Source organism: Streptomyces tsukubensis, assembly GCF_003932715.1.
GTDB classification, from domain to species: Bacteria; Actinomycetota; Actinomycetes; order Streptomycetales; family Streptomycetaceae; genus Streptomyces; species Streptomyces tsukubensis.
Map to the genome: position 1 here is coordinate 480,303 of NZ_CP020700.1, position 22,248 is coordinate 502,550.

Consider the following 22,248-nt stretch of genomic DNA (forward strand, 5'->3'; position numbering starts at 1 on the left):
GAGTCGATCGCATATGGACGACGTGGAGAACGCGGGACGGGCGGGGCACGCCGGGCGGACCGAAGGCACGGGGCAGACGGAGAAGGCGGAGAACTCCGGCAGGCTCCGTGAGTACCTCCGGCGTGCCACGGCCGAGTTGCGGCAGGCCAATCAGAAGCTGCGCGACGCGGAGGAGGCGGAGCGGGAGCCGGTCGCGGTGATCGGGATCGGCTGCCGCTACCCCGGCGGCATCCGCAACCCCGACGACCTCTGGAACCTCGTCGCCGACGGCACCGACGCCATCGGCGGCTTCCCCACCGACCGCGGCTGGAACCTCGACACCCTCTACCACCCCGACCCCGACCACCCCGGCACCACCCATGTGCGGCACGGCGGCTTCCTCTACGACGCCCCCGCCTTCGACCCCGCCTTCTTCAACATCAGCCCCCGCGAAGCCCTCGCCACCGACCCCCAACAACGCCTCCTCCTCGAAACCACCTGGGAAGCCCTCGAACACGCCCGCATCGACCCCACCACCCTCCACTCCACCCCCACCGGCACCTACACCGGAGTGATTTCGCAGGAGTATTCGCCGCGGGCGGGTGAGCCCTGTGGGGAGTCCGAGGGTTTCTTCCTCGCGGGCAACACGACGAGTGTGGCGTCGGGGCGGGTGGCCTACACCCTCGGTCTTGAGGGACCGGCGGTCACCGTCGACACCGCCTGCTCCTCGTCCCTCGTCGCCGTCCATCTGGCGGCCCAGGCCCTGCGCCGCGGCGAATGCGCCCTCGCGCTCGCCGGGGGTGCGACGGTGATGGCGAAGCCGAGTCTGTTCACGGAGTTCAGCAGGCAGGGCGGGCTGGCGCCGGACGGGCGGTGCAAGCCGTTCGCGGCGGGCGCCGACGGGACGGGGTTTGCCGAGGGTGTGGGTGTGGTGGTGCTGGAGCGGCTGTCGGACGCTCAGCGGAACGGGCGCCGGATTCTGGCGGTGATCCGGGGTTCCGCGATCAACCAGGACGGCGCGTCGAACGGGCTCACCTCACCCAACGGCCCCGCGCAGGAGCGGGTGATCCGCCAGGCGCTCCACAACGCAGGGCTGACCCCTGCCGATATCGACGCCGTCGAAGCCCACGGCACCGGAACCACCCTCGGCGACCCCATCGAAGCCCAAGCCCTCCACCACACCTACGGCACCGACCGGCCCACCCACCAACCCCTCTACCTCGGCAGCATCAAATCCAACATCGGCCACACCCAAGCCGCCGCAGGCATCGCAAGCCTCATCAAAATGACCATGGCCATGCACCACGGACAACTACCGGAAAGCCTCCACATCGACGAACCCACCCCCCACACCCCCTGGGACGGCTCCCTCCAACTCCTCACCACCACCCAGAACTGGCCCGACACCGACCGACCCCGACGCGCCGCCGTCTCCTCCTTCGGCATCAGCGGCACCAACGCCCACCTCATCCTCGAACAACCCCCCACCGAAGAGCCCGAACCCCCACCCACCCCCGTACCGCCACACCCCTCCCGTGGCTGGTGTCGGCCGCTTCCCCGGACGCGCTGCGCGATCAGGCCCGTACCCTGCACGAGCGGCTCTCCGCCGCGGACGGCGAACACCCCGCGGACATCGGGTACTCCCTCGCCGTGACCCGTGGCGCGCTGGGTCACCGGGCGTCCGTCACCGGCCGGGACCGTGAGGAGCAGTTGGCCGGGCTCGCCGCCCTGGCCGCGGGGGAGTCCGCTGCCGGGGTGCTGACGGCGGAGCCCAGGGCACCGGGGAAGACGGTCTTCGTCTTCCCGGGTCAGGGCAGCCAGTGGGCGGGGATGGGGCTGAAGCTGCTGGCGGAGTCGGCCGTGTTCCGGGAGGAGTTCGAGGCCGTGGAGCGGGCGCTTCTGCCGCATCTGGACTGGTCGCCCGGCGGGGTGCTGCGGGGTGAGCCGGGGCAGCCTTCGCTGGAGCGTGTCGACGTGGTGCAGCCCCTGCTGTTCGCGGTCATGGTCTCCCTGGCCGGGCTGTGGCGGGCGTCGGGGGTCGAACCGGCGGCGGTCGTCGGGCATTCGCAGGGGGAGATCGCCGCCGCCTATGTGGCGGGGGCGCTGTCCCTGGAGGACGCGGCCCGGATCGTGGCCTCCCGCAGTCTGGTCCTGACCCGGCTGGTGGGCCGCGGCGGCATGGTGTCCGTGGCGGCGGGCGAGCAGCGGGTGGCGGGGCTCCTCGCCCCCTGGGAGGGCCGGCTGTCGGTCGCCGCCGTCAACGGTCCCGCGTCCGTCATCGTCTCCGGCGACGGCGAAGCGCTGGACGAGCTGCTGGCTGTCTGCGCCGGAGCGGACCTGCGGGCGCGCCGGGTCCAGGTGGACTACGCCTCGCATTCGGCGCATGTGGACGAGGTGCGCGCGGACGTCGTGGGCGGGCTGGCGGGGATCGCGCCGCGGGCCGCGCGGATCGCGTTCTGGTCGACCGTCACCGGGGCCCGGCTGGACACCGCGGAGCTGACCCCGGAGTACTGGTTCCGGAATCTGCGGGAGCCGGTACGGCTGGCGGACACGGTACGGGCCCTCGCGGGCCGCGGACACCACACGTTTCTGGAGATCAGCCCGCACCCCGTGCTGGGTCTCGGGCTCAGCGGCACCCTCGACGACTGCGTGGCGGACGGCGCGGGTGCCGTGCTCGGGACCCTGCGGCGTGACGAAGGCGACCGGTCGCGCTTTCTGCGGTCGCTGGCTGAGGCGCATGTCCGGGGTGTCCGGGTCGACTGGGAGCGGGCGTACGCGGGTGGGCCGTACCGGACGGTGGAGCTGCCGACGTACGCCTTCCAGCACCGGTCGTACTGGTTTGCGCACCACGCTCCGCACGGAACCGTCGCTGCCCCGGCCGTCGCGGACGGGCCGTTCTGGTCGGCCGTGGCGGATCCGGACGCCTCGGCGCTGGCCGGGCTGCTGGGGGTGGCCGAGGACGCGCCGCTGACGGCGGTGCTGCCCGCGCTGTCCGCCTGGCAGCGGCATTCCGCCGAGGCGGGGGCGGTGGACCGCTGGCGCTACCGGGTGGTGTGGAAGCCGCTCGCGGGCGCCGCGGCCACGCGCCGGGTCGACGGGGACTGGCTGCTGGTCGAACCCGACGTACCGGAGGCGAAGCCGTACGCCGACGCCTGCCGGTCCGCGCTGGAGCGGTCCGGCGTGCGGGTGGTCACGGTCCGGATCGGCGCGGACGGCACCGGGCGGGCGGCGGTCGCGGAACGCGTACGGGCGGCCGTCGGCGAAGGTGCGGACGCTCTCGGCGGTGTGCTGTCGCTCGCCGGGCTGGACGAGACGCGGGACCCCGGGCTGCCGTCGACGCCACGCGGTCTCGCCCTGACGGTCTCCCTGGTACAGGCGCTGGGCGATCTCGCTGTGGCCGCACCGTTGTGGTGCGTCACCCGGGGCGCGGTGGCCGCCTCCCCGGGCGAGCCGCTGCCCGCACCGGACCAGTCGCTGGTGTGGGGGCTCGGCCGGGTGGTGGCGCAGGAGCACCACGCGCGCTGGGGCGGGCTGGTGGATCTGGCCGCGGACCGGGCGGACGGTGCCGCGGGCGAGCTGCTGATACGGGCGCTGGGGGCGCCGGGCCGGGACGACCAGATGGCGCTGCGGGCGTCCGGTCTGCTGGGCCGGCGGGTGGTCCGGGCCCCCGCGGCCGGTGCGGCCCCCGGGCCCGGCTACCGTCCCCGCGGCACGGTGCTCGTCACCGGCGGGACCGGCGCGGTGGGCGGGCATGTGGCGCGCTGGCTGGCCCGGAGCGGTGTCCCGCACCTGGTACTGGCGTCCCGGCGCGGTGAAGAGGCTCCGGGCGCGGCGGAGCTGGGCGCCGAACTGGCAGCGCTGGGCAGTCGGGTGACGTTCGCCGCCTGCGACGTCTCGGACCGGGATGCGCTGGAGCGGCTGCTCGACGGGATATCCGGAGACGAACCGCTGACCGCGGTGATGCACACCGCCGCGGTCCTCGACGACGGGCCCGTGGACCGACTCGACGCCGAACGTCTGGAGCGGACCCTGCGGGTCAAGGTGGACACCGCCCGTCATCTGCACACGCTCACGGAGGGGCTGGACCTGGACGCGTTCGTGCTGTTCTCGTCCACCTCCGGCATGTTCGCCGCGGCCGGTCAGGGGAACTACGCGCCCGGCAACGCCTTCCTGGACGCGTTCGCCCTGTGGCGCCGGGAGCGGGGACTCACTGCCGTCTCCGTCGCCTGGGGCGCCTGGGGCGGCGGCGGGATGGCCGAGAAGCGGGCGGTGAGCGCCCTCCTGAACCGGCACGGTGTACCGGCGATGGACCCGCTGCTGGCCACGGCTGCGCTGGAGCAGGTGCTGACCCACGGGGAGACGGCCGTCGCGGTCGCGAACATCGACTGGGGCCGTTTCCACACGGCGTTCACCGCGGTCCGGCCGAGCCCGCTCTTCGAGGACGTGCCCGAGGCGGCGGGGACGGTGGACACCGGTGCCGGTGGCGATGCCGGGGACGGCGGCACCGGGCCGGTGGACGGTGGTTTCGCCGGCCGGCTGGCCGCCGCCACCGGCCGGGCCCGGCGGTTGCTGCTGGAGGACCTCGTGCGGCGGACGGCAGCGGCCGTCCTGGGGTACGGGGAAGCCGCCGAACTGGACGGCGGGCGGGCCCTGAAGGAGGCAGGTCTGGACTCCGTGACGGCCGTCGAACTGCGCAACCGGCTGGGGGCCGCGACCGGGCTCCAGCTGCCCGCGACCCTGGCGTTCGACCATCCCACCCCACGGGCCCTCGCCGGATTCCTCGACGCCCGGGCCGGCTCCGGCAGTTCCGCTGATTCCGGCAGTTCGGGTGAGCCGCACTCCGAGGCGCTGGCCGCGCTGGAGAGGGCCCTCGCCGGACCGGACGCCGCGGACGGAGCCGTCGAGTCCGTTCTGCCCGGGCTGCGGTCCCTGCTCGGGCGGCTGGAGGCGGCGGCCGGGGACCGGCGTGGCCGGTCCCCGGACGCGGACCTGGACGGCGCGACCCACGAGGACGTCTTCGCCCTGCTCGACCGGGAGCTGGGGCGCGCCTGAGCCGCCGCCACCGAACGCCCGCAGGGCCCCGTCGATCCGTACGGGACCGGCGGGGCCCGCGATCCGACCCCCACCCCACCCCCGACCCCACCTCGACGGCGCATGAGGACGAATGAGGCTCCCATGACGGAAGAACAGAAGCTCTTCGACTATCTGAAGCGGGCGACCGGCGATCTCCAGCAGACCCGCCGCCGTCTGCAGGAGGTGGAGTCGGCGGCGCGGGAGCCGGTCGCGGTGGTCGGCATCGGCTGCCGGTATCCGGGCGGGGCGGACTCCCCCGAGGCGCTGTGGCAGCTCGTCTCGGAGGGCAGGGACGCCATCACCTCGTTCCCCACCGGGCGCGGCTGGCTGCTGGACGAGTTGTACGACCCGGATCCGGAGCACCCCGGCACGTCCTATGTGCGGGAGGGCGGCTTCCTCCACGACGCGGACCGGTTCGACGCCGGAGTGTTCGGGATCAGCCCCCGGGAGGCGCTGGCCATGGACCCCCAGCAGCGGCTGCTGCTGGAGACGTCCTGGGAGGCGCTGGAGCGGGCCACCCTCAATGCCGACCGGCTGCGCGGCAGTGCGACGGGGGTGTTCGTGGGGGCGACGTTCACCGATTACGGGCACGGTCTGACGGCGGTGCCCGAAGGGGTCGAGGGATATCTGATCACGGGCAGCACGGGCAGTGTGCTGTCCGGTCGGATCGCCTACACGCTCGGGCTCGAAGGCCCGGCCGTGACGGTGGACACGGCCTGTTCGTCGTCGCTGGTCGCGATCCACCTGGCCGTGCAGGCGCTGCGGCGCGGCGAGTGCACCCTGGCGCTGGCGGGCGGTGCGGTGGTGATGGCGGAGCCGAACGTGTTCGTCGAGTTCAGCCGGCAGGGCGGGCTGGCGCCGGACGCGCGCTGCAAGCCGTTCGCGGCCGCCGCCGACGGCACCAGCCTCGCGGAGGGCGTGGGCATGGTGGTGCTGGAGAAGCTGTCCGACGCCCGGCGGAACGGTCATCCGGTGCTTGCGGTGATCCGGGGTTCCGCGATCAACCAGGACGGTGCGTCGAACGGGCTCACCTCACCCAACGGCCCCGCGCAGGAGCGGGTCATCCGCCAGGCACTGGAGAGTGCGGGACTGACCCCCGCCGATGTCGACGCCGTCGAAGCCCACGGCACGGGAACCACCCTCGGTGACCCCATCGAAGCCCAGGCCCTCCACCACACCTACGGCACCGACCGGCCCGCCGACCGGCCTCTCTACCTGGGCAGTATCAAATCCAATATCGGCCACACGCAGGCCGCCGCGGGCATCGCCAGCCTCATCAAATTGACCATGGCCATGCACCACGGCCTGCTCCCTCAGACCCTCCATATCGACGAACCCACCCCCCACTCGTCCTGGGACGGATCCCTCCAACTCCTCACCACCGCGCAGGACTGGCCCGACACCGGCCGACCGCGACGCGCCGCCGTCTCCTCCTTCGGCATCAGCGGCACCAACGCCCACCTCATCCTCGAACAACCCCCCACCGAAGAACCCGAACCGGCAGCCGACGGGCCCGCGGGACCGGCGCCGCTCGCCCACAGCGTTCCGTGGGTCCTGTCGGCCCACGACGAGGGGGCGCTCAGGGCGCGGGCCCGTCAGCTCCGGCGTCTGGTGGCCTCGGCCCCGGAACCGGATCTGGCCCGCATCGGAGCGGCACTGGCCGAGACCCGTGCGGAGTTCACCGAGCGCGCGGTGGTCCTGGGGGCGTCCCGGGAGGAATTCCACGAGGCCCTCGGCGTCCTGGGCCGGGGTGGTGAGGCGGCGAATGTGGTCAGGGGGACAGCGGCGTCACGTCCGCTGACCGTTTTCGTCTTCCCGGGCCAGGGCTCCCAGTGGCCCGGCATGGCCCGCGAACTCCTCGACACCCAGCCGGTCTTCGCGGAACATCTCACCGCCTGCCACCACGCCCTCGCGCCCCACACCGACTGGTCACTCCTCGACCTCATCAACACCACCGACACTGCACCCGACCTCGACCGCACCGACGTCGTCCAACCCGCACTCTTCGCCGTCATGGTCTCCCTCGCCCGCCTCTGGCAACACCACGGCATCCACCCCGACGCCGTCATCGGCCACTCCCAGGGCGAAATCGCCGCAGCCCACATCGCCGGCGCCCTCACCCTCCACGACGCCGCAAAAATCGCCGCCGTACGCTCCCGGCTCCTCGCCACGGACGCGCCGCCCGGCGGCATGGCCTCGGTCGCGCTCCCGGCCGACCGGATCGAACCGCTGCTCAAAGGCTTCGGAGATCTGCACACGGCCGCCTACAACGGTCCCACCACCACCGTCGTCGCGGGTGACGCGACGGCCCTGGAGGCCTTGGTGGCCGAAGTACGCGAACAGGGCCACCACGCCCGGATCATCAACGTCGGCTACGCATCCCACACCCCGCACATCGAAGTCCTGCGGGAGCGACTGATCAGCGCTCTGGAGGGGGTGGTGCCGGAGCACCCCTCCATCCCCTTCTACTCCACCCTCACCGGAACCCTCCTCACCCCCCACACCCCTCTCAACCCCACCTACTGGTACGACAACCTCCGCCACCCCGTCCACTTCCACCAAGCCCTCACCCACCTCACCACCCACCACCCGAGCCAACCCCTCCACACCATCGAAATCAGCCCCCACCCCATCCTCACCCCCGCCATCCACGACACCCACCCCACAACCATCACCACCCACACCCTCCACCGCAAACACCCCAACCACACCACCTACCTCACCAACCTCGCCCACACCTGGACCCACGGCACCCCCACCACCTGGCACCCCACCCACACCAACACAGGCACCGCCACCGGCACCGGCACCGGCACCCAGACCCCGACACCCCACACACCCCTCCCCACCTACCCCTTCCAACACCACACCTACTGGCTCACCCCCACACCACCCACCACCCCCACAACCCCCACCACCCAACCCAACCCCCACCCCATCCTCACCACCAAAACCACCCTCGCCACCGACCACCACCTCTACACCGGAACCATCACCCCCACACCCACCCCTGGACCACCCACCACACCATCCTCAACACACCCCTCCTCCCCGGCACCACCCACCTCGAACTCGCCCACCACATCGGCACCCAACACCACACCCCCCACATCAACGAACTCACCCTCCACACCCCCACACCCACCCACCCCCACCAACCCACCCACCTCCAAGCACACCTCACACCCCCCAACCCCCAAGGCCACCGCACCCTCACCATCCACACCACCACCAACCCCCACACCACCCCCTGGACCCACCACGCCACCGCCACCCTCACCCCCACACCCACCACCACACCACCCCCCACACCCCCCACCACCTGGCCACCACCCCACACCACACCCCTCAACCTCACCCACCACTACCCCACCCTCCACACCCACGGATACACCTACGGACCCACCCTCCAAGGACTCACCCAAGCCCACCAACACCCCAACGGCACCCTCTACGCCCACACCCAACAACACCCCACCACCCACACCACACCCCACCACCACACCCTCCACCCCACACTCCTCGACACCACCCTCCACCTCCTCCCGCTTCTCCACAGCGACCGGGCACGTCTGCCGTTCTCCTGGAGCGGAGTGACGATCTACCAGGAGGGCGTCACCGAGCTGCGGGTACGGATCAGCACGACCGGCCCCGAAACGGTCCGGGTGGAGATGTTCGACACCGGGAACCGGCCGGTCGCCCTGATCGAATCCCTCTCCGTCCGTCCGGTCACCCCCGCCCAACTCGCCCGGCTGATCGGTGTGGACAGCGATCCGCTCCACCGCGTCGACTGGGTCGTACCGGAGCAGTCCGTCGACAGCGATACCGCGCAGGATCTGAACTGGGCCGTCGTCGGTCCCGGTACGGAGCAACTTCGCTCGGCCCTGGCGTCGGCGGACGTCGTGGCCGCTCACTACCCCGACTTGGCGGCGCTCGGCCGTGCCGTGGAGCAGGGGGCCACCGTCCCGGACACCGTTCTGACCGGGGCCGAAAGCACCTGGTCAGAAAGCGCCGGAGCCGGAAGGCACGGTGTGGTCCCGGCCTCGCGCGCCGCCGCCGGAGCCGTACTGAACCTGCTCCAGGGCTGGCTGTCCGCGCCGTGGGCCCGGGACAGCAGGCTGGTCGTGGCCACCCGGAGCGCGGTCGCGACCGGGCCCGACGAGGATGTTCCCGCCCTGGCCGAGGCCCCTGTCTGGGGTCTTCTCCGCAGTGCCCTCACCGAGCATCCGCAGCAGTTCGCCGTGGTGGACACGGACGGTACGGAGGAGTCCGCCCGGGCCCTGGCAGGCGCCGTGGCCACGGGTGAGGACCAGCTGGCCGTCCGTACCGGAGCCGTACGGGTACCCCGGCTGAGCCGGGTGACCGAACCACTGGACACGGAGAGCCCCACGGAGACCCTCTTCGGATCCGGGACGGTGCTGATCACGGGCGGTACCGGCACCCTCGGCAGCCTTCTCGCCCGCCACCTCGTCACCGAACACCACATCACCCACCTCCACCTCGTCAGCCGCACCGGACCCGACAGCCCCACCGCCCAAAACCTCCACACAGAACTCACCCGACTCGGCGCCCACATCACCATCACCGCCTGCGACACCGCCGACCCCCAAGCCCTCCACCACCTCCTCACCACCATCCCCACCGAACACCCCCTCACCGCCGTCGTCCACGCCGCCGGAACCCTCGACGACACCGTGGTCGAAGGGCTGACGCCCGAGCGGCTGGACAGCGTCTTCCGGGCGAAGGTCGACGCGGCCTGGCACCTCCACGAGCTGACCCGGGAGCTGGACCTCCGCGCGTTCGTGCTGTTCTCGTCGGCGGCCGGGGTGATCGGTGCTCCGGGGCAGGGCAACTATGCGGCGGCGAACACCTTCCTCGACGCGCTGGCGCACCACCGCCGGGCGCTCGGTCTTCCGGCGACCTCCGTCGCCTGGGGCCGGTGGGAGGAGGCGAGCGGGCTGACGGGGAAGCTCGACGGGACCGATCTGGCCCGGATCGCCCGGGGCGGTGTCGCCGCCCTGCCGACCGGCACCGGTCTGCGGATGTTCGACCGTGCCCTGGCCGGAGGCGGCCCCCTGGTGGTCGGCGCCAGGCTGGACCCGGCGGCCCTCTCACCGTCCGACGGTGCGCCGGCCGCGGGGACCGTACCGGCAGTGCTGCGTTCACTGGTACGGACGGCTGCCCCGGCGGCCGGGAACGGCACCGCAGGACCCGTACCGCTGGCACAGACGCTGGGAGCCCTGCCCGAGGAGGAGCGGGACGGGTTCGTCCTCCGGCTGGTACGGGCCGAAGCAGCACGGGTGCTCGGTCATGCCTCGCCCGATTCGGTACCCCGGGACCGTCCGCTCAAGGAGCTGGGGTTCGACTCCCTGACCGCCGTCGAACTGCGCAACCGTCTCGGTGCACAGGCCGGTCTGAAACTGCCCGCGACGCTGGTGTTCGACCATCCCACACCGCTCGCGATCAGTGCGTTCCTCCGTTCGCAGATCGCCCCGGAGGAGACCGATCCCGCCGCCGCGCTCCTGGCCGAGCTGGACCGGATCGAAGAGACGCTGGTTGCGACGGCCCTGGAGGCGCCCCTGCGGGACCGGGTCTCGCAGAAGCTACGGGATCTGACGAACCGTTGGGAGGCCCCGCCGGACGGTGCTGCCGCCCCGGACGGAGTACCCCCGACGGAGGTCGTGGACGTCGGGGATTCGATCCGGTCGGCGTCCCGCGACGAGTTGCTCAGCTTTATCGACACCCAGCTCGGACGGGCCCGCCGATGAGGCGCGGCCCGGGCGCCGGACGAGGGAGCCCGGCAAGATCCGAAAGAGGCGACCTAGGAGGCCGGACCCCATGACGGAACCGGAGAGGACCACGGACGAGGAACTGGTCACCTATCTCAAGTGGGTGACGGCGGAACTCGCGGACAAGCAGCGGGAGCTGTCGGAGGTACGGGAGGCGGAGCGGGAGCCGGTCGCGGTGATCGGGATCGGCTGCCGCTACCCCGGCGGCATCCGCAACCCCGACGACCTCTGGAACCTCGTCGCCAACGGCACCGACGCCATAGGCGACTTCCCCACCGACCGCGGCTGGAACCTCGACACCCTCTACCACCCCGACCCCGACCACCCCGGCACCACCTACGTCCGCCACGGCGGCTTCCTCTACGACGCCCCCGCCTTCGACCCCGCCTTCTTCAACATCAGCCCCCGCGAAGCCCTCGCCACCGACCCCCAACAACGCCTCCTCCTCGAAACCACCTGGGAAGCCCTCGAACACGCCCGCATCGACCCCACCACCCTCCACTCCACCCCCACCGGCACCTACACCGGAGTGATGTACGGCGATTACGGCGCCCGGCTCTATCCGGCGCCGCGCGGCTACGAGGGCTTCGTGGGGAACGGCAGTGCCGGAAGTGTGGCGTCGGGGCGGGTGGCCTACACCCTCGGGTTGGAGGGACCGGCGGTCACCGTCGACACCGCCTGCTCCTCGTCCCTCGTCGCGATCCACCTCGCGGCCCAGGCCCTGCGCCGCGGCGAATGCACCCTCGCGCTCGCCGGGGGTGTCACCGTCATGGCCACCCCTGCCATCTTCACCGAGTTCAGCGAGCAGCGGGGGCTGGCGTCCGACGGGCGGTGCAAGTCCTTCGCCGCGGCCGCGGACGGCACCGGCTGGGGCGAGGGTGTCGGAGTCGTCGTCCTCGAACGCCTCTCGGACGCCCGTCGCCACGGGCGCCGGATCCTGTCGGTGATCCGGGGCTCCGCCATCAACCAGGACGGCGCGTCGAACGGGCTCACCTCACCCAACGGCCCCGCACAGGAACGCGTCATCCGCCAGGCACTCCACAACGCAGGCCTCACCCCCACCGACATCGACGCCGTCGAAGCCCACGGCACCGGAACCACCCTCGGTGACCCCATCGAAGCCCAAGCCCTCCACCACACCTACGGCACCAACCGCCCCACCCACCAACCCCTCTACCTCGGCAGCATCAAATCCAACATCGGCCACACCCAAGCCGCCGCAGGCATCGCAAGCCTCATCAAAATGACCATGGCCATGCACCACGGACAACTACCGGAAACCCTCCATATCGACGAACCCACCCCCCACACCCCCTGGAACGGCTCCCTCCAACTCCTCACCACCACCCAGAACTGGCCCGACACCGACCGACCCCGACGCGCCGCCGTCTCCTCCTTCGGCATCAGCGGCACCAACGCCCACCTCATCCTCGAACAACCCCCCACCGAAAAACCCGAACCCCCCACCCACCCCCGTACCACCCCACCCCTCCCGTGGCTGCTCACCGCCCGCTCCGAATCCGCCCTCCGAGCGCAGGCCGCGCGTCTGGCCGAGTATCTGGAGGCCTCGCCGGAGCTGCGCCCGGAGGACGTCGGGCATTCGCTCGCCGTCACCCGTGCGCCGCTGAACCGGCGGGCCGCGGTGACCGGCGGCAGCGCCGCCGTACTGCGGGAGAGGCTCGCCGCGCTGGCGCGCGGGGAGAGCGCGCCCGGTGTGTACGAGGGGCCCGCACGGCCCCCGGGCGGAGTCACGGCGTTCCTCTTCTCGGGTCAGGGCAGTCAGCGCCCCGGCATGGGGCGTGAACTGCACTCCGTTTTCCCCGTCTTCGCGGACGCACTCGACGACGTCTGTGACCGTCTCGACCCCCATCTCCCGCGCCCCCTGCGCGAGGTGATGTTCACCGACGACCCCGGCGACGACGCTCTCCTCACCCGTACCCAGTACGCGCAGCCCGCCCTCTTCGCCCTCCAGACCGCTCTCCACCGTCTGCTTCTGCAGGCCGGAGTGGTGCCCGAGATCCTGCTCGGGCATTCGGTCGGGGAGATCGCCGCGGCCCATGCCGCCGGGGCCCTCGGTCTCGACGACGCCTGTGCGCTGGTCGCCGCCCGCGGCAGGCTGATGGAGCAGGCGCCGGCGACGGGCGCCATGGTGTCCGTGCGCGCGCCCGAGCAGCAGGTCCTGGCGTCTCTGCGGGGGCTGGAGGACAGAGTCGCGATCGCGGCGGTCAACGGCCCGGCCTCCACGGTGATCTCGGGGGACGCGGACGCGGTCGAAGAGGTCGCCGCCCGGTGGGCGGAGCTGGGCCGCAGAACCCGGCGCCTCCGGGTGAGCCATGCGTTCCACTCCCCGCACATGGACCCCGTGCTGGAGGACTTCCGGCAGATCGCGAAGGGACTCGCCGTCCGGGCACCGAGGATCCCCCTGGTGTCGTCGGTCACCGGCGGACTGGCCGATCCCGGGCTGCTGGCGTCCCCCGACTACTGGGTGCGCCAGGTGCGGGACCCGGTCCGCTTCCTCGACGGGGTGCGCACCCTGGACTCCCGGGGCGTCGGCGTCTTCGTCGAGCTGGGGCCGGACGCGGTCTGCATCCCGATGGCGCGGGAGTCCGTGCCGGCGGGCGGGCCCGGGGCGCCCGAGCGGCCGTTCGTGCCCCTGCTGCGGCGGGACCGGCCCGAAGCGGAATCGGCGCTCGGGGCCCTGGCGCGGCTCTTCGTCCACGGGCTGGACGTGGACTGGCGGAAGATTTCGGCGGGCACCGGGGCGCGGGAGGTGGATCTGCCGACGTACGCCTTCCAGCACCGCTCGTACTGGCTGGACCCCGATCCGGCGCCGCCCGTCACCTCGTCGCCCTCGGAGGAGAGCTGGTGGGCGGCGGTCGACGGCGAGGACCCGGCCGCGCTGGCGGGCCTGGTCGGTCTGCCGGACGAGGCGGATCCGGCGCTCGCGGAGCTGCTGCCCGCGCTCGCCGCCTGGCGCCGGGAGGAGCGACGGTGGTTCCGGTGGGACTGGCAGCGGTCCGGTGAGCCGGGCGGACCGGAACCCGCACCGGCACCGGGCTGGTGGCCGGTGCTGATTCCAGCCGGGCACGAACGCGGCCCGCTGGTGGAGGCGGTGGTGGCCGCCTTGGAGGAGCGCGGGCTCCGTCCCGTACCCCTGTCCTGGGAACCGGCGGGCGCCGAGGCGGAACCGCTGGCGCGCGCCCTGCGGCGGTCCGCCGGGGCCGAGGGCGGGCCGCCCGCCGGGGCGGTGTCGCTGCTGGCGCTGCTGGACGGGCTCCACACGCCGGAGGGAGCGGTCGCCGGGTACGGGCCGGAGGCGGCCGAGGCCCTGCTGACGGCGGTCCGTTCACTGGGCTGGGCCGCCCAGGTGTGGCATCTGACCTGCGGTGCCTTCCCGGTGGCGGAGGACGGCCGGGCCGATCCGGGGCCGGGTCTGCCGTTGCAGGCCAGGCTCTGGGGAGCGGCGGACGCGCTGGCGGGCGGTTTCCCGGACCAGTGGGGAGGCCTGGTCGACGTACCGGCCGACCCCGGCGTACTGGACGAGCGGTTCCGGCGGCGGCTGGCGACCGTCCTGGGCGGCGGACCGGCGGGGTCCCCCCGGGAACGGCAGGTGGCGCTGCGGGCGTCCGGTGTCCATGTGCGCCGGGTGCGTGCCGTACCACGGCCGGTGGCCCGGGCCGAGCCTCCCGTGCCGGGTCCGGCGGCCGCGCTGGTCACCGGCGGGGCGGTCGGGCTCGCGGCGCACGCCGCGCGCCGGATGGTCGCCGAAGGCGTGACGGAGCTTCTGCTCGCCGACTGTGCGGATCCGGCCGGGCCCGAGGTGGCCGCGCTGGTGGCCGAGTTGTCCGCGGCGGGGGCCGGGGTGGTGCCCGGCGGGTACGACTCCGCCGATGCGGCCGCCATGGCCGGAGCGGTGGCGGGCCTTCCGGCCGGGCTGCCCCTGCGGGCCGTGGTCCATGCCCGGCGGGACGCGGGCGACGCGGCGTGCCGGGCCGCGCTGGTGGCGTACGGGATCGCGGCGGAGCGTGACGGGACGGCCTTCGTCGCGTTCACCTCGGCGGCCGGAGCGGTACCGGGCGGCGGGGACCGGGCGGCGGCGGAGACGGCGGCCTTCGTGCACTCCCTCGCCCTGTGGCGGCGTGCGTCCGGCGGAGCCGCGGGAGTGATCGCCTGGGGGGAGGGGCCGGAGGCCGGCGCGGAGTCCGCGTTCCAGGTGCGGCCCGGCCCGGCACTGGCCCTGCTGGGCGGGGTCCCGGTGTCGGACGGCGGGGTGCTGCTGCTGGCGGCCGTGCCCGCGGCGGACTCCGCCGAGTCCCCCGGAGCAGCCGACGGCTCGGGAGACTCGGGAGGCTCGGGGGGCTCAGGAGACGCGGGAGACGCGGAAGGCTCGGACCGTTCGGCGGTGTTCCGCGGCCGGTTCGCCGCCGCCGACGGGCCGGGCCGTGAGGCGCTGCTGATGGGGCTGGTCCGGGTGAACGCCGCCGACATCCTGGGGCTGAACCGCCCTGAGGACCTCGGTGTCGACGACGGCTTCATCGAGGCGGGCTTCTCCTCGTTCACCGCACTCGAACTGCGCGACCGGATCGGGACGGCCACGGGTCTGACGCTGTCGCCGAAGGCCGTCTACGACCACCCCACCCCCAGGGCCCTGGTGGGCGCCCTGCTCACGGCTGCCCTGTCGACGCTCGTCCGTGCCGGTACCGGCCGGGACGGAGACCCCGCAGCATCCGGAAGCCCGGAAGAGACCAGAGAAACCACAGAGACCACAGAACGCACAAAAAGCACAGAAAGGCAGCAATCGTGACCTCTCCTGTCATCGTCGTCGGTGCGGGCCCCACCGGCCTTACCCTCGCGGCCGAACTCCGGATCGCGGGAGTGCCCGTGGTGCTGCTGGAGCGCGACCCCGTCCCCCGGGGCGAGTCCCGGGGCATGGGCCTGCACGCCCGTACGGTGGAGGTGCTCCACCAGCGCGGTGCGGGACACCGCTTCCGTACCCCGGACACCCCGGTCTGGCCCCGGCTCCACTTCTCCCTGTTCTGGCTGGACCTGTCCGAGACCGGTGACGACGCCTACACCCTGGCGGTGCCCCAGTGGCGGACCGAACAGGTGCTGGAGGAGTGGGCCGTCGAACTCGGCACCGAGATCCGGCGCGGCCACGAAGTGATCGGCGTGGACCAGTCGGAGGAGGAGGTCACGGTCCGGGTGCGCGGCCCGGAGGGCGAATACGCGCTGGCGGGCGCCTATCTGGTGGGGGCCGACGGAGGACACAGCGCGGTACGGAAACTGACGGGCTTCGCGTTCCCCGGCACCGGCTCGTCCTTCTACGGCGTCCTGGGCGATCTGGCCGTACCGCCGGGTGGCACCGCGGACTACCGGGTGAACCTCTACCCCGGCGGGCTGTACGCGGAGGTTCCCCTGGAAGGCGGCACCAAACTGCGGCTGATGACGACCGAGTTCGACGTCGAACCCCCGCCCGCGGGCACCCCGGTGACGGACGACGAACTGAGGGCCGCCGTCAAACGGCTCACCGGCAGCGAGCGCGAGTTCGACACGACGCTGTGGCGGTCCCGGTTCGGCAATGCGACCCGGATCGCGGAGCAGTACCGCATCGGCCGGGTGTTCCTCGCCGGGGACGCCGCCCATGTGCACTATCCGATCGGCGGCCAGGGCCTGAACACCGGCGTCCAGGACGCGGTCAACCTGGGCTGGAAGCTGGCCGCCGCGGTCCGCGGCGACGCCCCCGACGGGCTGCTCGACTCGTACCACGACGAACGTCATCCGGTGGGCCGCCAGGTCTGCATGAACACCCAGGCGCAGATCGCGCTGATGCACCCGCTGGACTCGGTCGGTCCGCTGCGGGAGCTCTTCGGTGAACTGGCCGCACTGCCCGAGGTCAACCGCTACCTCCTGGAGATGGTCACCGGCACCGGATTCCGGTACGCCATGCCCTACGCGGACGGGTCCGCGCACGAGCTGCTGGGGCTGCGGGTGCCGGACCTCCCCCTGGTGACCGCGGACGGCGACGGTCCGGACGGGATCGCCGCCGCCCTGCACCCGGGGCGGGCGGTGCTGCTGCACCTCGACCCGGACACCGCTCCCCCGCCGACCGCGGGCTGGGGCGACCGGCTGCGTACCGTCGTCGCCCGGCCGGTGCCCGGGCTCGACGCCACCAGCCTGCTGATCCGCCCCGACGGCCATATCGCCCATGCCGGACACGACCCCCACGATCCCCTGCTCCGGACCGCGCTGACCACCTGGCTGGGCGAACCCGGTTCCCACGACGGTGCCGAAGGGCGGACGGCATGAGCCCGATCGACCCGGTGAGCCCGGTGAGCCCGGTGAACCTGCGAACGGCGTACGACGCCGATGTCGTCGTGGTGGGCGCCGGTCCGGCCGGTCTGCTGCTCGCCGCCGAACTGGCAGGGTCGGGGGTACGGGCCCTGGTGCTGGAGCGGGACGCCGAGGCCCGGGTCTCCCCGGGTGTGGCGCTGAACGGTTCCGTCGTGCTGACCCTGGAGCGGCTGGGTCTGATGGAGACGCTGCGCCGGGAGGCCGTACCCCTGCCGCGGGTGCACTTCGGACTGCTGTGGGTGGATCTGGACCGGGTACGGCCCCGGCCGCCGGATCCGGTGCTGCTGCCGCAGTCGAGGCTGGAGGCCGTGCTCGCGGAGCATGCGGCCGCGCGGGGAGCGGTCGTCCGCCGCGGCCACGAGGTGCTCGGGCTGGAGCAGGACGGCGAGGGCGTGGCGGTGGAGGTACGCGGCCCGGACGGGGAGCCTCAGGTCGTCCGCGCCCTGTTCCTGGTGGGGGCGGACGGTCCGGAGAGCGTGGTGCGGCGGGCCGCCGGGATCGGCGTCACCCGTACGGCTCCGACGGTTTCGGGGCTCGTCGCGGACGCGGAGGCCGATCCGGCGGCGCTGGCGCCCGAACACCTCGGGGCCGCGTTCTCGGCCGCCGGTCTGTACATGGGGGTGCCGGTCGGGCCCCGTAAGGTACGGCTGATGACCACCGAGTTCGGCAGGCGGGCCCCGGACGGGGCGCCGACGAGGGACGAACTGACCGCGGCAGTGGCCGCGCTGACCGGCTCGGAGCCGAAGGTGGAGGGCCTGTACCGGCCGCCGGTCCGCTACGACGACCGGACCGCTCTCGCCGACGCCTACCGCTCGGGCCGGGTGTTCCTCGCCGGGGACGCCGCGCATACGCACTATCCGCTGGGCGGGCTCGCGCTCGGCGCCGCGCTGGCGGACGCGGTGAGCCTGGGCGGGACGCTGGCCGCCGCGGTCCGGGGCGAAGCCTCCGAGGGGCTGCTCGACTCGTACCACGCGGAGCGGCATCCGGTGGGGCGGCGGATCATCACCGTGACCCGGGCCCAGTCGGCCCTGCTGCATCCGCTGGAGCGGGTCGGTCCGCTGCGGGAGCTCTTCGGTGAACTGCTCGGGCTGGGCAGCGCGAACGAGCACCTGGCCCGGGCCGTCAGCGGACTGGAGTCCCCCGGTCCCGGCGCCGGCTGATCCGGCACATAGCGACCGACGGCCTCTCCGCATCTTCGCGGAGAGGCCGTCGGCACGGGCGGACGGCCCCGGGGGTTCGCGGCGCCCCAGCGCCGCGAAGGCCGACCGCTGTCTGCGGGGTCCGGTCAGTGCGTCTCTACGGCGCCCTGACCCTTGGCGCCCGATTCGGCCGCGCCGGATTCGGGATCGGAGGCGGGCGCGGCCACCGGCGCCGGGGGCGCAGCGGACCCGGCCCGGACCAGAGTGACGGCGAGGAGTGCGGCTACGGAGAAGCCGAGGCCCACCCAGAACGCCAGCGAACTGCCCTCGGCCAGGCTGTAGTTCGCGATTCCCGCGGGGTCGAGTCCGGCCGGCGGGTCCGCGGCGGCGTCCCGGGCGGCGTTGGTGAACACGGTGACCAGCACCGCGAGCCCCAGGGAACCGCCGACCTGCTGCATGGCGTTGAGGGTGCTGGAAGCGGCGCCCGACTCGTGCGGCGGGACGCCGGAGACGGCGACCACCGTCAGCGGCACGGTGAAGAAGCCGACGCCCACGCCGAACAGGAGCATGGGGCCGAGCAGTCCGCCGAGATAGCTGCTGCCGGCGTCGATCTGGGCCAGCCAGGCCATACCGGCGCCGACCAGGACCACACCCACCAGCATGAACGTCTTGGCACCCACCTGGGCCAGCTGTTTGGTGACGACTCCGGCCGCGATCATCAGGGCCAGCGCGACGGGTACGAAGGCGAACCCGGCCTTCAGCGGGCTGAAGTCGAGCACCTTCTGCACGAACTGGGTGAGGAAGAAGAACATTCCGGTCATCGTGCCGGAGAGCAGCAGCATCCCGGCGAACATGATCGACCGGTCGCGGTCCGCGAACAGGCTCAGCGGCAGGATGGGCTGGTTCGCGCGGGACTCCCAGATCAGGAACCAGACCAGCAGGACGACGGCCACGGCGAAGGAGCCGAGGGCCAGTCCGTCGCTCCAGCCGTCCTCGGCCGCACGGATGAAGCCGTACACCAGGAGTGTCATACCGACCGTGGAGGTCAGGGCGCCCGTGATGTCGAAGCGGCTGCCGCGGATCCGGTCCGTCTCCTTGATGTAGACGGGGACGAGCAGCAGCAGGAGCAGACCGAAGGGCACATTGACGAACATCACCCAGCGCCAGGACAGCCAGTCGGTGAGGACACCTCCCAGCACCAGTCCGATGGCGGCGCCCGATCCGGAGACCGCGCCGTAGACACCCACGGCACGGGTACGGGCGGGGCCCTCCTCGAAGGTGGTGGCGATCAGCGCCAGGGTCCCGGGGGCCGCGAAGGCGGCGCCGACACCCTGGGCGGCGCGGGACACCAGCAGCAGTTCGTCCGAGTTGGCGAGACCGCCGATCAGCGAGGCCACGGTGAACACCAGGACACCGGCGAGGAAGACCCGGCGCCGCCCCAGGATGTCCCCGGCGCGGCCACCGAGGAGCAGCAGTCCGCCGAACGCGAGGGCATAGGCGTTGAGCACCCAGGACAGACCGGCTTCCGAGAAGTCCAGGGCCCGCTGCATCTCGGGCAGGGCAACGTTGACGATGGTCGCGTCGAGGATCACCATGAGCTGGCAGGTGACGATCAGCAGCAGCGCGATGGAGGGGTTCCGGGACGTGGAACTCGCCGGCTGCGAGGGGGGTGACGAGCTCGTCACAACAGCCTCCAGAAGGGCTATTCTTCGCATGGATGACAAAGTGAGATGTCCTGCGCTCATCGGGCACATCGGTGCGAGTGACGCGACAGGGGTGCGGCGCGAGGGAGGCAGCCCTCGGGCCGGAAGCCGTTCATATGGCGTAACAGGGGCCCGCTAGGCTAAGAGGAGGGCTCCTCCACCTAGAATACGGAGGACGCCTCCGTATGACAACCCGCCAGGAGCCGCTATGCCCAGAAGTGCCGATCCCCACCGTGCGATGCGTTCCGATGCCCACCGCAACTACCAGCGACTGCTCGCCGCCGCCGAAGGCGTGTTCGGCGAGTCGGGGGCCGATGCCTCCCTGGAGGAGGTCGCCCGCCGGGCGGGCGTCGGCATCGGCACGCTCTACCGCCATTTCCCCACCCGCAAGGCGCTGCTGGAGGCCATGCTGCGCGGCGGCATCGACGCCCTGGAGATCAGGGCCGAGGAGCTGATCACGGCCGAGGACTCCGCCGCCGCACTGGCCGAGTGGATGCGGGCCCTGCGCGACCACGCCACCCGCTACCGGGGGCTCTCGGCCGCTCTGATGGTGGATCTGCTGGACGAGAACTCCGGCGTGGCCGCCACCTGCGGCTCGATGCTCCAGGCGGCCACGGCGCTGCTGCACCGGGCCCAGCACGAGGGCACGGTGCGCGGCGATGTGACCATCGGCGACGCGGTCACCATGGTCAATGCGGTGGCCTGGTCGGTGGAGCAGTCCGCCACCGGCGCCGAGCAGGGTGAGCGGGTCTTCGAGCTGATGATGGACGCCCTGCGCTGTGTCGAAGCCGAACGCCGCCACCGCCCGCAGCCGGTGCGGCGGACTCGGGCGGCGGGGGGCATCGCCCCGTGATGGCCGACCCGGGGGGGCAGGCCCTTCCCGGGTGCGGCGCTCCGAGGTGACAACCAGGCGTGCGGTACGGGCGGTTGCCCGGGCGCGCGGACGAAGGCCCCGGCCTTCCGGGGCCGGAAGCCGGATGCGTACCGCAGCCCGGGAAAGCAGTCGAGCGGTACCTCGTTCGCGCAGGGCCCGGCCGCGCGACGGCGGGGGGGCGCGGACGTCAGAGGGCGCCTTCGGACGCCTTTCGGTGGGTGACGAGCTTCAGATCGGCGGCCAGGTCGCGGAGGATCTCGTAGCTGGCCACGCGGGCGGAGTAGTCCTCGATGACCGTCATGGCCATCAGCTCGTCGGCGCCGGTGTCCGCGAGCAGCTCTTCCAGCCGGGGCGCCAGTGAGTCGGGGCCGCCGATGAACTGCCGGCCGAGATGGCCGTCGACGAGGCGGCGTTCGCCGTCGCTGAACCGGTAGGCGCCCGCCTCGTCCGTGGTGCGGTACTCCGTCTGCCGTGGATCGCGCATCGACATGGCGGTGGCCAGCCTTATGGGGGCGGCCAGCCTGAGGGCCTCCGCGTCGGTGGGGGCGGCTATCACGAAGGCGGCGACGATGCTGTGGGGGCGGTCCAGCAGTCCGGAGGGCCGGAACTCCTCGCGGTAGACGCGCAGTGCGGGCACCGCGAGCTGGGCATTGAAGTGGTAGGCGTAGGCGAAGGGGAGGCCGAGCGCCGCGGCGAGGCGGGCGCTGCTGGGGCTGGAGCCCAGCAGCCACATGGCGGGGGCGTTTCCGGCGGCGGGTACGGCGCTGATCCGGGCGGGCGCCCCGGCGCTCTCGGGGGTGAAGTACTGGGCCAGCTCGACTATCTGCTGGGGGAACTCCTCCGCCGCCATGGGGCCGGCGTTGCGCCGCAGCGCCTGGGCGGTGGCGGGGTCGGTGCCCGGGGCGCGGCCGAGTCCCAGGTCGATCCGTCCGGGGTGGAGGGCTTCGAGGGTGCCGAACTGCTCCGCGACGACGAGCGGGGGGTGGTTCGGCAGCATCACTCCCCCGGCCCCCACCCGGATGGAGCGGGTGACTCCGGCGATCTGCCCGATCAGGACGGGCGGCGACGAGCTGGCGACTCCCGGGGCGTTGTGGTGCTCCGTCAGCCAGTAGCGGTGGTAGCCGAGTTCCTCGACGGCGCGCGCCAGGTCGAGGGTTTCGCGCAGCGCCTGCGCGGGAGTCGAACCGGACCAGACCGGGGACAGGTCGAGGACGGAGAGCGGGACGGACGGCGAACCGGTCACGGGGGATGCCTCCAGGGCCGAAGAAGGAGTCACGGGAGTCACGGGAGTTGCGGGAATCACGGGAAATCACAGCACGTCACGGGAGCACAAGGCGGAA

The 22,248-nt window shown here is 72.8% G+C and carries 7 protein-coding genes and 1 pseudogene; 6 read left to right on the forward strand and 2 right to left on the reverse strand.

The features are described 5' to 3' along the window. Positions 1-13 precede the first annotated feature (13 nt). The 5 genes and pseudogenes from B7R87_RS34360 to B7R87_RS01375 all read left to right on the forward strand — a co-directional run. Positions 14-7,710 (forward strand): annotated as a pseudogene (locus B7R87_RS34360) (type I polyketide synthase); the annotation flags it as partial. A 371-nt stretch (positions 7,711-8,081) separates the two neighbouring features. Further along, positions 8,082-10,820, forward strand: coding sequence for a type I polyketide synthase (locus B7R87_RS01360; RefSeq protein ID WP_233169011.1), 2,739 nt, complete (start codon positions 8,082-8,084; stop codon positions 10,818-10,820). A gap of 70 nt (positions 10,821-10,890) precedes the next feature. Then, positions 10,891-15,645 (forward strand): type I polyketide synthase, encoded by a 4,755-nt coding sequence (locus B7R87_RS01365; RefSeq protein WP_130585451.1) that lies wholly within the window; start codon positions 10,891-10,893, stop codon positions 15,643-15,645. Further along, the gene (locus B7R87_RS01370) at positions 15,567-17,147 is read left to right on the forward strand and encodes an FAD-dependent monooxygenase (protein ID WP_100249299.1); all 1,581 of its coding nucleotides are present in this window, start codon (positions 15,567-15,569) and stop codon (positions 17,145-17,147) included. Before B7R87_RS01365 ends, B7R87_RS01370 begins: the two co-directional genes overlap by 79 nt. Then, positions 17,144-18,352: an FAD-dependent monooxygenase gene (locus B7R87_RS01375; protein ID WP_006350911.1), complete on the forward strand. Its 1,209-nt coding sequence runs from the start codon at positions 17,144-17,146 to the stop codon at positions 18,350-18,352. The genes B7R87_RS01370 and B7R87_RS01375 overlap by 4 nt, the downstream gene beginning before the upstream one ends. Positions 18,353-18,477: 125 nt before the next feature. On the opposite strand, the gene B7R87_RS01380 is transcribed toward B7R87_RS01375, so the two are convergent. Continuing rightward, a complete protein-coding gene (locus B7R87_RS01380; protein WP_006350910.1) occupies positions 18,478-20,016 on the reverse strand; it encodes an MFS transporter in 1,539 nt (512 codons plus the stop codon). Between the two features lie 226 nt (positions 20,017-20,242). Between B7R87_RS01380 and B7R87_RS01385 the strand changes: the two genes are divergently transcribed. Next, positions 20,243-20,887 (forward strand): TetR/AcrR family transcriptional regulator, encoded by a 645-nt coding sequence (locus B7R87_RS01385; protein WP_045853196.1) that lies wholly within the window; start codon positions 20,243-20,245, stop codon positions 20,885-20,887. A 208-nt stretch (positions 20,888-21,095) separates the two neighbouring features. Here the strand turns inward: B7R87_RS01385 and B7R87_RS01390 are convergent, their stop codons facing one another. Next, complete coding sequence (locus tag B7R87_RS01390) at positions 21,096-22,184, reverse strand: LLM class flavin-dependent oxidoreductase (RefSeq protein ID WP_233168733.1); 1,089 nt, start codon at positions 22,182-22,184, stop codon at positions 21,096-21,098. Between the last annotated feature and the right edge of the window lie 64 nt (positions 22,185-22,248).